Annotated in this window: 13 protein-coding genes; 5 read left to right on the top strand and 8 right to left on the bottom strand. The window is 43.6% G+C overall.

What is annotated here, in order from left to right; translation table 11 throughout:
- Nucleotides 1-12: 12 nt before the first annotated feature.
- The 3 genes from VK179_21035 to VK179_21025 are packed head-to-tail and all read right to left on the bottom strand — an operon-like array spanning nt 13 to nt 2,999.
- Nucleotides 13-1,071 carry an efflux RND transporter periplasmic adaptor subunit gene (locus tag VK179_21035; GenBank protein HLO61249.1) on the bottom strand — a complete coding sequence of 353 codons (1,059 nt, stop codon included), beginning with the start codon at nt 1,069-1,071 and terminating at the stop codon, nt 13-15.
- Nucleotides 1,072-1,096: 25 nt separating this feature from the next.
- Nucleotides 1,097-2,485, bottom strand: coding sequence for a TolC family protein (locus VK179_21030; protein HLO61248.1), 1,389 nt, complete (start codon nt 2,483-2,485; stop codon nt 1,097-1,099).
- Nucleotides 2,486-2,531: 46 nt separating this feature from the next.
- A complete protein-coding gene (locus VK179_21025; protein ID HLO61247.1) occupies nt 2,532-2,999 on the bottom strand; it encodes a helix-turn-helix domain-containing protein in 468 nt (155 codons plus the stop codon).
- Nucleotides 3,000-3,306: 307 nt separating this feature from the next.
- Here VK179_21025 and VK179_21020 point away from each other — a divergent pair, with 307 nt between their 5' ends.
- Nucleotides 3,307-3,921, top strand: coding sequence for a cation transporter (locus VK179_21020; GenBank protein ID HLO61246.1), 615 nt, complete (start codon nt 3,307-3,309; stop codon nt 3,919-3,921).
- 273 nt (nt 3,922-4,194) lie between these two features.
- Nucleotides 4,195-5,235 (top strand): deoxyhypusine synthase, encoded by a 1,041-nt coding sequence (locus VK179_21015; GenBank protein ID HLO61245.1) that lies wholly within the window; start codon nt 4,195-4,197, stop codon nt 5,233-5,235.
- Between the two features lie 102 nt (nt 5,236-5,337).
- Here the strand turns inward: VK179_21015 and VK179_21010 are convergent, their stop codons facing one another.
- Entirely contained in the window at nt 5,338-7,383 is a 2,046-nt protein-coding gene (locus VK179_21010) for a methyltransferase domain-containing protein (protein ID HLO61244.1), read from the bottom strand.
- A gap of 270 nt (nt 7,384-7,653) precedes the next feature.
- A complete protein-coding gene (locus tag VK179_21005) occupies nt 7,654-8,154 on the bottom strand; it encodes a GNAT family N-acetyltransferase (GenBank protein ID HLO61243.1) in 501 nt (166 codons plus the stop codon).
- Nucleotides 8,155-8,317: 163 nt separating this feature from the next.
- Here VK179_21005 and VK179_21000 point away from each other — a divergent pair, with 163 nt between their 5' ends.
- Together VK179_21000 and VK179_20995 are read left to right on the top strand one after the other, a co-directional pair.
- Entirely contained in the window at nt 8,318-9,820 is a 1,503-nt protein-coding gene (locus VK179_21000) for a right-handed parallel beta-helix repeat-containing protein (GenBank protein HLO61242.1), read from the top strand.
- 3 nt (nt 9,821-9,823) lie between these two features.
- A complete protein-coding gene (locus VK179_20995) occupies nt 9,824-10,843 on the top strand; it encodes an endonuclease/exonuclease/phosphatase family protein (GenBank protein ID HLO61241.1) in 1,020 nt (339 codons plus the stop codon).
- 91 nt (nt 10,844-10,934) lie between these two features.
- On the opposite strand, the gene murB is transcribed toward VK179_20995, so the two are convergent.
- Nucleotides 10,935-11,948 carry a UDP-N-acetylmuramate dehydrogenase gene (gene murB / locus VK179_20990; GenBank protein ID HLO61240.1) on the bottom strand — a complete coding sequence of 338 codons (1,014 nt, stop codon included), beginning with the start codon at nt 11,946-11,948 and terminating at the stop codon, nt 10,935-10,937.
- Between the two features lie 97 nt (nt 11,949-12,045).
- On the opposite strand from murB, the gene VK179_20985 reads away from it, so the two are divergent.
- The gene (locus tag VK179_20985) at nt 12,046-13,146 is read left to right on the top strand and encodes a glycosyltransferase (protein HLO61239.1); all 1,101 of its coding nucleotides are present in this window, start codon (nt 12,046-12,048) and stop codon (nt 13,144-13,146) included.
- Here the strand turns inward: VK179_20985 and VK179_20980 are convergent.
- The gene (locus VK179_20980; GenBank protein ID HLO61238.1) at nt 13,138-13,941 is read right to left on the bottom strand and encodes an ABC transporter permease subunit; all 804 of its coding nucleotides are present in this window, start codon (nt 13,939-13,941) and stop codon (nt 13,138-13,140) included. The genes VK179_20985 and VK179_20980 overlap by 9 nt on opposite strands.
- On the bottom strand, nt 13,938-14,831 hold the full coding sequence (locus tag VK179_20975) for an ATP-binding cassette domain-containing protein (GenBank protein ID HLO61237.1): 894 nt from the start codon (nt 14,829-14,831) through the stop codon (nt 13,938-13,940). The genes VK179_20980 and VK179_20975 overlap by 4 nt, the downstream gene beginning before the upstream one ends.
- Between the last annotated feature and the right edge of the window lie 18 nt (nt 14,832-14,849).

The raw sequence follows: 14,849 nt of genomic DNA, 5'->3' as shown, positions 1-14,849 counted from the left end.
TTTTCGAACAGGTTACTGCACAATGGTGATTTTCGACTTATCGAGCAGCTTATCCTGGCCGGCTACAATAACCGGGTCACCTACTTTGATTTCATTTGAAATCACTTCGAGTTTATCATCATACCTCCGGCCTAACTCAACCCGGATTTTTTTAGCTGTATTATCAGGCATGGCAAGGTAAACGTAACGGTCATTGGTTCCTTCCTGTTTATCCACAGCATTGGCAGGCAGAATAAGAGCATCAGCCTGTCCCAGGTTCAGGTTAACCCTGGCAAACATGCCGGGACGGAGCACCTCATCATTGTTTTTGATGAGGATTTCCACAGGAAAGGTTCTTGTTTCAGGACTGATCGTCGGGTAAATCTGCGAAATTTCACCGTTGAAAGTACGGCCGGGGAAGATGTCCAGGCTTACAGTTGCCTTCATTCCTTTCCTTGCAACGGGGTAAAAACGTTCTGAAACATTAACCATAACCTTCAGCGGATTAATCTGCATCAGGGTAACGATGGCGGCTTTGCCTGCTGCCGTGTTGGGTGCACCAGAATAAAGTTCGCCGTTTTCGAAATACTTGCCGGTTACAATTCCGTTAATCGGTGATACGAGCGTTGTATTCTTGCTCATAAAATCATAACTCGATTTAGCCACTTCATACTGGGTTTTTATGGCATCGTACTGCTGCTGTGAAATGCTATTCAGCTTGTGCAGGGTGTCCATGCGCTGAAAATTGGTTCTCGCATTTTCATACTGTTCGCTGGCTTGCTGAAGCTGGGTACGGTCCATACGGGCAATAAGGTCGCCTTTCTTTACATGGTTGCCGACTTCCACATAGATTTCTTCAACGCGGCCCGGTGAGGCAGGCGCGTAGTTGATTTCTTCATTCGGAAGCAGGTTGGCAGTAAAATCAATATCCTGGGATACTTTTTGTTTCTCAAGTGAAATAACTTTTACCCTGTAAACGGTAGTGTCTGCAGCCAAAGAATCGGCGGTTTTTCCGGAGGCCGGTTTTTTACCGCATGAGAAGGCTACAGGGATGATAAGTAATAAAGCTAAAAGTACTTTTGAATTTTTCATTGTAATAGATATTAATATGTTGGGCTTAAATCTTATTAAATAATTTATCTAATGAGGTCTGGGCCTGCAATAGCGTGAGGATAGCCGAAAAATAATTGCTTTCGGCACCCAGCAGGTTCATGTTGGCCTGTGTGAGGTCAAGGCTTGAAACCATACCCTGGTTGTACTTATTCTGGATGTTCTGGTAAACCCTGCGGGCAATATCCACATTCTCTTTCTGTGTATTATAGTTCTCATAAGCACTCTGGTAGTTGAACAGAAGCTGGTTTTTCTGTGTTTCGAGCTGTTCCTTAACCATTTCCTGGTTACGTCTGGCCATGTCAAGGTTAACCTTGGCCTGGTTTACCTGGGCCCGTCTGAGTCCGCTTGAAAATATAGGAACAGTGACCGAGAAACCGGCCAAATGATTAGGTGTCATATCAAAACCGGTTGTAATGATCTTTTTCGTATAACTGTAGAATCCGGCCACAGTGGGTGAATACGACCAGTTTTGCATTCCCAGTTGTTTTTCACTGATTTTAACCTGCGATTCCATCATGGAATAATCAATGTTGTTGGTCACATCGAAAGTAGGATCCAAAGTTTTCGCCGGATCTACCAAAGTCATTATCCCATCAATATTGTCGGCAAGTGAAATGTTGGCATCCGGAGCCACACCAAGCTGGAATTTAAGCATGTTATACCCCATTTGCACCGCTCTTTCAACCGATTTCTGACTGTTGACCAACTGGCTAAGAGTAATCCGAATCTGGTCAACATCGGTGGGTTCGGCAATACCGGTCCTGAACATATTTTCGGTATGTTTCAGGGTCTCGTTCAGATTTTTAATGTTTTCTTGAATGATATCCAGGTTTTTCTGAGTTACAAGAATCATATAGTAGGTATTCTTTACCCCTTCTTTCACATCCTGCTCGGTCTTAACCACATTCTGACTGGAAAGGTCCTTTGCTATTTTGGCGATAGCAACACCCGACCAGTACTGGCCGCTCCAGATCAGCTGTGAAAACTGTACTTTACCGCTCATTTGATTGTTCATCACAATGGGACCGCCACTCATTGATTCCGAGATCATGTGCATAAGCAAAGTATCTCCCACATCAAACGGAGGCATTGGCATAACATCTCCCAATGAACCACCTGTGCTTCCCCCGCCGAAGCTGAAGTTCATTTCGTAATTGAAATAGGTCATGAAATCAAGGCTTCCGTCGATCTGGGGAAGGCCCTGTGCGCGGGCAGCTTTAACCTGCTCGATCGATGAAGCTACCTGTCCCCTGGCATTCAAAACCGTTTTATTATGCTGAAGGGCATATTCAATGGCCTGTTCGAGTGTCAGTGAACCGGGTTGGTCCTGGGCAAAAACACCGGTACCTGCCGTGGCAAGTATCGAAATTAAAAGCAGACTGATCATTTTCATAATTGGATGGTATATTGCAGTTTAAATAGTTTATAACTTTTCGAACTTATTTTTTCTTTTCATATTCCTCTCTCATATCATTAAACCGGTCGAGGAAGTAATTCAGCATATCGAGCAGGTTCTTAATAAAAATTGCGTTTTCCGAATTTTTATCGGCTTTCAGATCCAGCACGGTTTTCAAAAAATCACGTGTACCGGTTAGCGTTTTATGGTGTTCATCGACGAGCGCGTATTTATCGAGTTTCTTAATCTGGAAGTACCTTTTCCTGTCGCCCGGTACGGTTGTGTATTCGATGTAATCAGCCACTTCCAGTAATTTCAGCGCATTGCTGACAGAGCTTTTGCTGATTTTGAGTTCCTCAACAATTTCATCAAAAGTGTACTTTTCTTTGTCCATGATCATCAGCAAACCCATGATCCGGCCCGCCACCGGCTGAAGTCCCTTTTTATCGTAAAAGCGACCGGCCATCTCGACCATATCTTTCTGTCGTTTGATCCTGTCTTCAGTAGTCATTTTAGTTTAATAATAGAGCCCCAAAGGTAAACAGTTTTTTTAGTTCAGCAAATTGTAAACTAAAAAAACCAATAAAATGTTTCTGGTTTGAAGTTTAATGTTTGTTGTTGATCTCACATGTCGCTGAACTTTACACCTCAAACGTCAAACCTCAAACGTCAAACCTCAAACGTTTAGCTCGCTTCAAAACTATGGAATGCCTAACTTTCAAAAAATCACAAATCGGTGAATCGCGGGATTTTTTCGGTGAATGGTTCTGTTTCTTTTGAACCGAAAGATTTTTTTATAGTTTTAGTATCTTTAAACTATGAAAAACTATACTATGGACAGGGTTGTATGGCTGGCCCTGTTTACCATTATCTATAACCTGGCCGAAGGTATCATTTCGCTGATTCTTGGTTTGAACGACGAAACGCTTGCCCTGGCTGGTTTTGGAGTCGACAGTTTTGTTGAAGTTATTTCAGGCCTTGGCATATTGCAAATGGCTGTCAGGATCCGTAAACACCCTGAATCAACGCGTTCGGAATTTGAGAAACGGGCATTGCTGATCACCGGAACAGCTTTTTACCTGCTGACTGCAGGTTTGGTGGCCGGTGCCATTCTCAATTTCGTAAAGGGTCACAAACCTGAGACAACTGTTTGGGGTGTTGTTATTTCGGTTATTTCAATTGCGGTGATGTATTGGTTATATCGTTCAAAGGTAAGTTGCGGAAGAAGTCTGCAGGCAGAACCCGTACTCGCTGATGCCAATTGTACGCTGGTTTGCATTTATATGTCGGTTGTTCTCCTGGTTTCAAGCCTGATTTACGAATTAACCGGCTTCGGATGGATCGATACGTTGGGCGCCCTCGGATTGGCATGGTTTTCGTTCAGTGAGGGGAGAGAAGCGTTTGAGAAGAAAGAGGAGAGTAGGGAGATGTGAGAAGTTTGTAGAAAAACTTCTAAAATCTTAAATCGGTGTTCCTTGTTCGGTGTTTTTGTTAGTCGTCAATCTCTTTTTGCAAGGCATTGCCTGTGCGGGCAGATTGCTTCGTCGACTATTAATCCTGCTATAATCAATGATTTGTCACGCTCCTCGCAATGACGACCTTATCCAGCATCCAGTATCCAGCATCCGGTATCTACTTTTTTCCTATATTTGTACCCTTAATTAAATTTTAACTAATCATTTGATAATCAAACAGAGGAAAAGAAAATGACAGCAAAAAAGGATTTATTAAAGAATACGATTGAACATGTTGACATCAAATCTTTTGATGCTACTCCCATTATTGATGCCATGAGGAAGATGTCGTTTTCCTCGCGTGATACGGCCAACGCAGCTGATATCCTGCTGAGAATGATAAAGGATAAGGATTGCACAAACATCCTCACCCTTGCCGGCAGTACAAGCGCAGCAGGCTGTATGCAGGTTTATGTTGATCTTGTTAAAAACAATATGATCGATGTGATTGTGGCCACCGGTGCAAGCATCATTGACATGGATTTCTTTGAAGCCATCGGGTTCAAACATTATGTTGGCAGAAAAGACATACCCGATAATCACCTCAGGGATAATTACGTCGACAGGATTTACGATACTTTTATTGATGAAGAGGACCTGCAGGTATGCGATGCCACTATTAAACGGGTTGCCGATTCGCTTGAGCACAGACCGTATTCATCACGTGAGTTCATTAAGGAACTGGGTAAATACCTTGTGAAAAATTCGGTTAAGAAAGACTCACTCATACAGGTTTGTTATGAAAAAAATGTTCCCATTTTCTGCCCTGCTTTTTCTGACAGCAGCGCCGGTTTTGGCCTGGTGAAACACCAGTGGGAAAACCCCGACAGTCATGTTACTATTGATTCAGTGCGTGATTTCCGTGAACTCACCATGATCAAAATGGAAGCGGAGACATCGGGCCTGTTCATGGTTGGCGGCGGAGTACCCAAAAATTTCGCCCAGGATACCGTTGTTTGTGCTGAAATACTCGGCAAATCGGTTCCCATGCATAAGTATGCCGTACAGATCACGGTTGCTGATGTACGCGACGGAGCCTGTTCGTCATCAACGCTTCAGGAAGCTTCTTCATGGGGTAAGGTAGATACACAATACGAACAGATGGTTTTCGCCGAAGCCACAACAGTGCTTCCGCTCATGGCCAGCTATGTTTACCACTCCAATGCATGGAAAGAAAGAAAGGCGAGGGAGTGGAGTAAGATGTTTGAGAAAGTGTTTGAAAGTTCCAGGTAGTTTCATATAGTTTCATGTTGTTTCAAATAGTTCCAAATGGTTCCATAGTTGTTAAAACAACCTGAAACCATTTGAAACAATTTTGGAACAATATGAAACGATTTAATTCTTCTCCTCCGCCCAGCTCAATCTATCGGCCGTTTCAAGAATGTCGTGGCCGTTTCCGTTGTTGCCGTTTGAATGGCCATTGCCATTGCCGTTACCATTTCCGTTTCCGTTACCATTTCCATTTGAACTGAACCGTTGTTCGGCAGTTTGCAGTATGAACCGCAACATTTCAGCGTATTCCATACCTCTCAGTGTGGCCATTTTAGCCATGTGGCCATCCCAGCACCATCCCGGATTCGGGTTCACTTCCAGCAGCTTGGGAACACCTTCGTTATCAAATCTCCAGTCGAACCGTGCATAATCCCTGCAATTCAGGCGTTCAAACAACTTAAGGCACTGCTCGGTGATCATCTTTTCGGTTTCCTCGGGCAGATTCACGGGTATTGATTTCAGCAGGTTGAAGTACGGGGTGTCCTCAAGCCATTTTGCTTCATACCCGCATATTTTAGGCAATTCATCGGGCAAAGCCGAGTAATCTTCCTCTGCAAACGGAAGCACAGTGTATGATTCCGGCGGATTTCCTATAATACCTATTGTTATTTCCTTACCGGGAAGAAATTCCTCGATAATGATAGGTTTCTCAAAACCTACTTTTTCGCGGATTCTTACAATGGCGTCATTCAGGCTCTCGTAAGTATAGCAAACATTGTCAGATGTAATGGCAATACTGCTGTCGCCGTAATTGGGCTTTGCAATAACCGGAAAATCAATGTTCATTTCAAATACGTTGTCTTCCGGCTTGATGAAGACTGCATCAGCAACAGGAATTCCCATCTCACGTGAAATTCCCCTCACAAGCGATTTATCATAGCAGTAAGCAAGTCCCTGCGGGCTGGCGCCTGTATAATTCACTCCCAGCAATTCAAGCATAGCAGGAACATGAAGCTCCCTTTTGGGATCATTCATATACCCTTCGTCGCAGAGATTCATTACAAAATCTGTGCGGGGCTTGAGTTTCATAAGATCATTGACAAGCGTGTTATGATTGCACAGGTAAGTGAATTTATACTCAGGAAGGCTGCTCAGCGCAATCTTCAGTTGCCTGATCGTCGCCAGGTCATTTTTATCGAATCCGCCTGTAGGTTTAACTACATCCGGTTTATCGGGATCACCAAGAATGACAACTACATTCTTCAGTTCCGATCTCTTAGCTTTCACCAGGCTCCATTCTTTTGCAGCCTGGGAAGTCACTATGATGCGGCGTTCCATCATTCCAAGGTCCTGGTTTCTTTTCGAATCCGTATCCAGGTTACCATGAAATGTCACGTTAATATAACCGGTCCGCTGAAACATGTTAAACAACACGTCTTTATTATATAGTCTTTCAGCATAAAACTGGTCGAGCACAACGCCCTTGTTGATATTGGTGATGACTTCACGGCTTATCAGGCGCTGGTTATCAGAAGCCAGTGAACGTTCGCGACATACAAAATGCTTTGAGTCGATCCATTCCCAGCTCCGGGGGTTGTAATTATCTCTCAGGTAGTTGCCGTCAGCCACGTCAATCAGGAATTTTCCGTTTGGCTTAAGCACGCGCAATACTTCTTTCAGAATTTTAATATCATCTTCAGTACTTTCAAAATAGCCGAAGCTGTTTCCGAGCATCATCACAACATCAAAAGTATCATTGGGATATGGCAATTTCCTGGCATCTCCTTCCCTGAAATTGGCAGTGAGGTTTTCAGCCGAGTTAATGTTCTTCGCTTTTCTGATAAGAAAATGAGAACGATCGAGACCGTTCACATTATTAAATCCCCTGCGGGCAAGTTCAAGTGAGTGTCTGCCCTGACCACAGGCCAGATCGAGAATGACCATGTTTTTGTCGAGACCGAGAATGTCGGTAAACAGGTCAACTTCCCTGTTAGTAATTTGCATGTCCTCAACCACGTCAGCATCTGTTTTCAGATACATGGAGTTAAAAATACGTCTCCACCAATCGGGTTGAAGATAATGCTCAAGGTTTTCCACCGGTCCGAATGATCCGTTGGGTAACTGACCATTTTTTTTGGACCTTAAACCATTACTCCCATTGTTTTTCATCGAATAGTTAAAAGAATTTAGAATTGATTAATACTAACTGGTATCAATAATGATGCAAGAATAATAATGAATGAGAAATTATTAAAGCATTATTTTCCTGTTGTTGATAAATAATTAAATTGTTCATTACCTTAATCCTCTAACAGTTAAGCAATCAAATATATAACAGCTTGCATGAAGAAAAGGGGTATTTTTCCCAGGAAAGAAATGAACAGTTTAATAACAGGCAACTAGTGCGGAAGATTTTCCATGATTATGGAAAATTGAGTATTAAATTTGTTTCTCATAACAGACAAAAGGTGTCTGCTGGAAAGCAGGGTGAAAGGAAGCAACTTCTTTGAAAAGCTGTTTCTCACAAAGCTGTCTGGCTTTGTCGCTTGGCTTGAATACATCAAGGCGGAGGCAGTCATATCCTTTTTCCCTGGCAATTTGTTGTGCAAAATTAACCAATTGAGTAGCAATTCCCATGCCCTGCCACCTCGGATGCACTGCAATATTTTGTAAAAAGAGAGGTTTTTTTCCGGATGAATTGAAGGAAAGCTTTTTATAGTCTTCAGGCTCCTGCTCATTCAGGGTGATCATTCCCTTACACACCCCTTTGTCCTTTATCAGATAAATAAAACCTTTATCAAGATCGATCTGAATGTCATCCACAGACGGAACACAATTGTTCCAGTGTTTCTGGCCTTTTGCATTCATATCCTGAATGCAGGTTTTTAACAAATACAGAATCTCAATTAGGTCGGTTGATTTAGCCTGCGTGATATCCATCGGAAGTCCCATTAGAAAGTTAACCTGCCAAACAGGTGCAATTAAGAAAACCGAAAACCAAACATTTATGAATACTTTCCAATATTCAATTATTTTTGCTATAAAAATAAAGAGATTTTTGAAATTAAGAATAACTTTTTAACCAATCATTTAAACACATTCCGTGATTGATCTTCAAGGCAATTCCAAAATCTGGAGTTTACATATTCTGAAACATCTGATTACATTCGTTCCGGCGATACTTTTTGTCATGGCTGCCATTTCCTGCAACCGTGAGGAACTTGATCCGGATCCTGAAGCCATGCCGTCGTTTTCAACCGACACAGTGACATTCGACACCGTTTTTACCTCAATCGGCTCGGCCACTCTTTATTTCAAGGTTTATAACCGCAGCAGCCGGCCTCTCCTGATCAGTGACATTGAGTTAGCCGGAGGTGTCGCCTCATTTTTCAGGTTGAATATCGACGGTGAACCCCTTTCAAGGGTAAGCAATGTGAAAATACCACCTGATGACAGTTTATTTGTTTTTGTGGCAGTCACTGTCGACCCGAATAATCAAAATAATCCTATCCTGGTTCGTGATTCGGTTGTTTTCAATACAAACGGGAAGCTTCAACACATCAAACTGCTGGCATACGGACAGGATGTGCACCTGATAAAGCGTAAATTCACGGCAAGCCAGACCTGGGAAGCCGATAAGCCTTACCTGATTTACGATTACCTGGCGGTGGATACCGGTGAAATCCTTACAATCAATGCCGGCTGTAAAATTTATTTTCACCGGAATGCAAGCCTGGTGGTATATGGCAGCCTCAAAGCCGAAGGGACTTTCGAAAATCCGGTTGTTTTTCAGAATGACAGGCCCGAAGAATTTTATGATATCATTCCCGGTCAATGGGGAACGATCTACTTTGACCCTGTAAGCCACGACAATACGCTTAACCATGTGCTGATCATGAATCCCACTGCGGGCATACAGATCGGCTATCCGACCGATTACAGTGTACCTGACCTGACGATTTCAAACAGCACGATACTGAATGTTTCATTTGCCGGTATTTATGCCTTCGGTGCCGACATTACCTGTTACAATACTGTGTTTGCCAATTCAGCGGGACCTTTGGTAGCCCTTCTCCGGGGCGGAAATTACCGTTTCTGGCATTGCACATTTGATAACAACGGGGTTCCGGGCGCTTCACGCAACTCTCCATCCGTTGTGCTGACCAATTTTTTCAACAATCCTGAACTGAATCCCTCATCGGGCGAATATGAATATGTAAGGTATGCGGGCGACCTTGAAGAAGCCGATTTCATGAACAGCATTGTCACGGGTAATTATCCGCATGAGCTCCAGTTTGTATTTATTCCTGAGGCCGGTTTCACCTATCATTTCGACCACTGTATTTTAAAGGCTGTTGAAGATTCAATTTCAAACTACCCGGCAGCCAAATTCACTTCAGTGTTTATCAACAAAGATCCTCTTTTCGTGAACGACACCGACAGGTATCATCTTGATTTCAGCCTGGACACCCTTTCTCCGGCAAAAGATTCGGGTGATGTGCAGTTGCTGCAGGCATGGCCTTTCCTAATAGAGGATTTTAAGGGGAACCTCAGGAACAACGATGAAGGTCCCGACCTGGGTGCTTTTGAACGAAAAGAAGACTGAGTCATGACACGTGCCGGGCTGTCAGTGTGTAGTATAGCCATTGCAGCATGGCTCTCAATGGCTTTCAGCGGAGCAGCACAAACAATTTCCGGAATAAAAATAGTGTTTTACAACACTGAGAACCTGTTTGATCCTTCAGATGATCCCAAAGCAAATGATAACGATTTTACGCCGGCAGGTGCCATGCACTGGACTTACAAGCGCTTTACAGCTAAGGAAAACAACCTGGGCAAGGTTCTCATAGCCATTGGAGAATGGAATCCCCCGGATATCATTGGTTTATGTGAAATTGAAAATGACTATGTACTGGATCACCTGGTAGCCAAAACATCGCTTTCAAAGTTCGGCTATTCCTGGCTTCACCGGGATTCACCCGATAAAAGGGGAATCGATGTGGCACTCCTTTATAATCCTTCCACTGTTAAAGTTCTTGAATGCCGCTATTTCAGGATCGATACAAACATTGTGGTAAGCCGTGAAATTTTATATGCATGTCTCCTTGCGCAATCTGATACCTTTCATGTGTTTGTCAATCACTGGCCGTCGCGTTCAGCCGGTCAGCTGGAAACCGATAAAAGCCGGTTTGCCGCCGCATCACTGCTGAGACAGAAAGCAGATTCGCTTTTTAATCATGATACGGCGTCAAACATTGTTATTATGGGTGATTTCAATGATGAGCCAACGGATGAGAGTTTGGTAAGGGTACTGAATGCCGGAACTCCTGAACATCCGGTCACGAAAGGATTATATAATTTAAGCCGGATTCCTGAAAAAGGGCCGGTGAAAGGCACGCTTAAATTCCAGGGAACCTGGAACATTTTCGATCAGATCATGGTTTCCGGTAACCTGCTGCTTTCAGGTCGGATCACGTCAAACAGCTATCACATTTTCGACGGATCTTTTCTTCTTGAGCCCGACGAAACCTACACAGGCATGAAACCCTACCGTACCTATTCCGGTTTCCGCTATCACGGCGGATTTTCGGATCATTTGCCAGTGTATGTAGTGATTAGTGACTGGTAACTGGTGACTGGTAACTGGTGACTGGTGACTGGTGACTGGTGACTGGTAACAGGTGACTGGTGATAGCCTAACAGCCTAATAGCCTAAGCCTCTAAACCACATTCACCTCCATCTCCAACCCAATTCCAAAATGGCTTTTAACTGCTTTTTGGATACGGGTGGCACATTCCAGAATGTCCTGTCCCGTAGCTCCACCCAGGTTTATAAGAATGAGCGGTTGTCGTTTATGGGTTCCGGCCTTTCCGCAGTTCCGGCCTTTCCATCCGCTTTGCTCAATAAGCCAGGCAGCTGAAACTTTAACAGTGCCATTTTCCATGGGGTAGAGAGGAATCGTCGGGTAATGATTTTTCAAATTTGCGGCCTGCGAGGACGTAGCTACTGGATTTTTAAAGAAACTCCCGGCATTACCCGTCTCAGCCGGATCCGGAAGTTTGGCTTTCCGGATATTGATTACAGCCTGTCTTATATTCTGAATGGAAGTCTCATCAAAATCATCCATTTCCCTTGCCAGGTCAGGGTAACTTGTATTGAACTCAGCTATCTTATTCAACCTGTAATTCACATGAGTGATGACAACCTTGTTTTTCAGTTCATTCTTGAAGATACTGTTACGGTATGAAAAATGACATTCACCTCCGGATAATCTGAACTTTTTTGAATTCTGAATATAGTATCCCTCTACGGCGTCGATATAATCCATGATTTCCGCGCCATAGGCGCCTATATTCTGAACCGGGCTGGCCCCGACAGTCCCGGGTATCCATGAAAGGTTTTCAATTCCGGACCATTCGTTCTGTACACAATAAGCAACAAAGGAATCCCAGTTCTCACCTGCACCTGCACGTATGATTACGTCCTTATCGTTTTCTTTTATCTTTTCGATCCCCTTGATAGCAGGGCGCATGACTACGCCTTCAAAATCGCGGGTAAAGAGTATGTTGCTGCCACCACCCAGGATCAGCAAAGGATTTTTCTTAATTAATGATGATTGCAGAATTTCAGTTATCTCACCGGTGTCTGACGGTTCAGTAAAGTACCGGGCATTCGCCTGAATACCGAATGTATTGCAGGTTTGCAAACTGACATTTTCATTTACAATGCCCATGAAATTAAATTGTGAGCACAAATATACGACCTCACGGGTGAGAATGGAACAAATGGTTACAAAGATTCTCTAAATTAGTGGATCAAAAAACAAGCGGATGAAAATCATCCTGTGCGTAACAAATGATATTGTAACCGATCAGCGGATTAACCGGATAGCTGCAACACTTGCATCCCTGCCATCTGAAATTGTGATTGCAGGGATTAGGCGACCCGGCAGTCTGCCGGTTTCAGGTAATATCTATAAGGCCCGCAGGTTTAACCTTATCTTCAAAAAGGGTCCGCTCTTTTACATGGAATTTAATACCCGGTTGTTTTTTTACCTGCTTTTCACAAATGCCGCTGCAATTGTATCCAATGATCTGGATACACTCCCGGCTGCTTTCATTGCTTCAAAACTGAAACGAGAAGTTCTTATTTACGACAGTCACGAACTGTTTACAGAATTACCCGAATTGGTTGGCAGAAACATTACAAGGAAAATCTGGGAGCGACTGGAGAGGCTTTTTCTTCCCCGTGTGAAATACAGTTACACGGTAAGTCCTTCTATAGCTCTTCATTATTCAACCAAATACGGGATCAATATGGAAGTGATCCGCAACATGCCATATCGTCTGAATGATAATGCGCCTGCCAGCCCGGGTAGAGTTTTCCAGAAGCAGATCATTTACCAGGGCGCACTCAATATGGGCCGGGGAATTGAATTGCTGATCAGGGCAATGCAATGGATTAATGATACCGGAGTCATTATAGCCGGCTCGGGTTACGCTGAAAATGAGTTGCACAGTCTCGCCGCTTCTCTGCACCTGGAGGAGAAAGTGAAATTCACCGGAAGAATTAAACCGGAGGATTTATTGGTTTACACCAGGGCAAGTGATTTGGGCGTTTCCCTTGAAGAGAACCTGGGATTGAATTATTATTATGCACTTCCCAATAAACTGTTCGATTACATCCAGTCGGGTATTCCGGTTCTTGTTTCTGACCTTCCGGAAATGGCAGCTGTAATAAAAACTTACGGGGCGGGACAGGTCACCTCAACCCGTGATCCTCATGAACTGGCCGGCATAATAAGCAGGATGCTCAATGATGACCAGGCCCGTATTACCTGGAAAGAGAATTTGAAACAAGCCGCGCAGGATCTCTGTTGGGAAAACGAAGCGCCGAAACTTATTCAGATATACCGGAAAGCGTTATTTTAAATCGCGTTTTCGGAGCAAAAGGAATATACAATACAGGAATACGCCCATATATGCAACCACGATCACTATATCTTTCATAGCCACATAATCCTGTACTTCGCGCAGCAGGTATTTTCCGAATGGCATATGGATGAGGTTATTAATTGCTTTTAACGGGAATAGCCCCTTAATCCATACGGTATCAATATTCAGAACAATAACCGGTTCAATAATGATTGTATACAGGAACATCAGTCCCATGGCCAGCCCTGTCCTTTTAATCAGCAATCCTATGAGCATGGCGAAGATCAGGTAAGCTGTAAGAAGCAGAAAATACGCGGGAATGAACCCTGAATACTTGATTATATAGTGTAATTCAAGATTTGGCGTGCTTGTTAAACCCAGTGCCAGTCCGGCAATAAATAAGAACACTGTCGAAAAAAATGAAAGGAGCATTACAAGAAACATTTTGGAAGCTATGAATTCGCCACGACTCAGGCCATTCATAATATTCAGCCTGAGAGTGTCATAACCGATTTCGCTTGTTATTGAAATAATCACGTAAATAGCCAGGATAAATTTGAGGTAACCTGCCACATAGGTGATATTATGCCATACATCGGGGAACTGGTAAATTGGAATTGACGAGGTGTTCATCAGGTTGGTGATCGACTGCCCGTCAATATTCAATGTTTTCAGAAACACTTTTCCGCTCAGCACAACAAGCATGATAATACCGATGTGCAAACTGGCCAGTACCCAAAAAGATGCGTTGGAGCGGATCTTGATCAGTTCGATCTTAAAAATTCTGTTCATGCCTGTTGGTTTACTATTTCAAGAAATTGATCTTCAAGTGATTTTTTCTGGGCGACCAGGTGGGTTATCACAACACCCTTCTCAAAAATGAACCGGCTTAACTCGCTTACACTCACATTTCCGCCGATGTTCACAAGGATGTTTTCACCCCTTTCTTCAATTTTTATCGGGTGCGGAAAACCTGACAGAACCGCTGCAAGGGCGGAATTATTTTCAGCTGCAATTTCAAGGCTCAGTTCCTGCCGGGTTTCGTTCACAAGTCCCGAATAGATTAATACACCCTTATTCAACACGGCGAAATGCGAACACACTTTTTGCACTTCGTCGAGCAGGTGGCTGGCCAGGATGATTGTTTTTCCCTGTCCCGCAATTGTTTTGATGAGCTCCCTCATTTCGGCAATCCCTTTCGGATCAAGGCCGTTTGTGGGCTCATCCAGGATAAGCACCCTGGGATCGGCAAGCAATGCAGCAGCCAGTGCAAGCCTTTGTTTCATACCCAGCGAAAAGGTACGGAATGATGAAAACCTTCGATCATAAATGCCTGTCATTTTCAGTACTTCCTCAATGTTTTGGTAACCGCAGTTTTTAATCCCCGCGATTATTTTGAGGTTATCCACTGCTGTCAGGTAAGGATAAAACGACGGTGTTTCAAGGATTGACCCGATCTTTTGAAGATTCTTTTTATCCGGAGGATTGCCGAACCAGCTGTAGGTTCCCGATGTGGGATTGATTACATCCAGAAGCATGCCCAGCGTGGTGGTTTTACCGCTGCCGTTCGGACCAAGAATACCGAAAACACTTTTTTCGGGTATGCTGCATGAGAGTTTCTCAACAGCCTTGATTCTCCCGTAGTGCTTGGTTAAGTCGACTGTAGTTACAACAGGATTCAATGGTTTACTATTTAATGG

Source organism: Bacteroidales bacterium (assembly GCA_035299085.1).
In the GTDB taxonomy this organism is placed as follows: domain Bacteria; phylum Bacteroidota; class Bacteroidia; order Bacteroidales; family UBA10428; genus UBA5072.
This window is presented reverse-complemented; position numbering and strand designations above follow the sequence as displayed.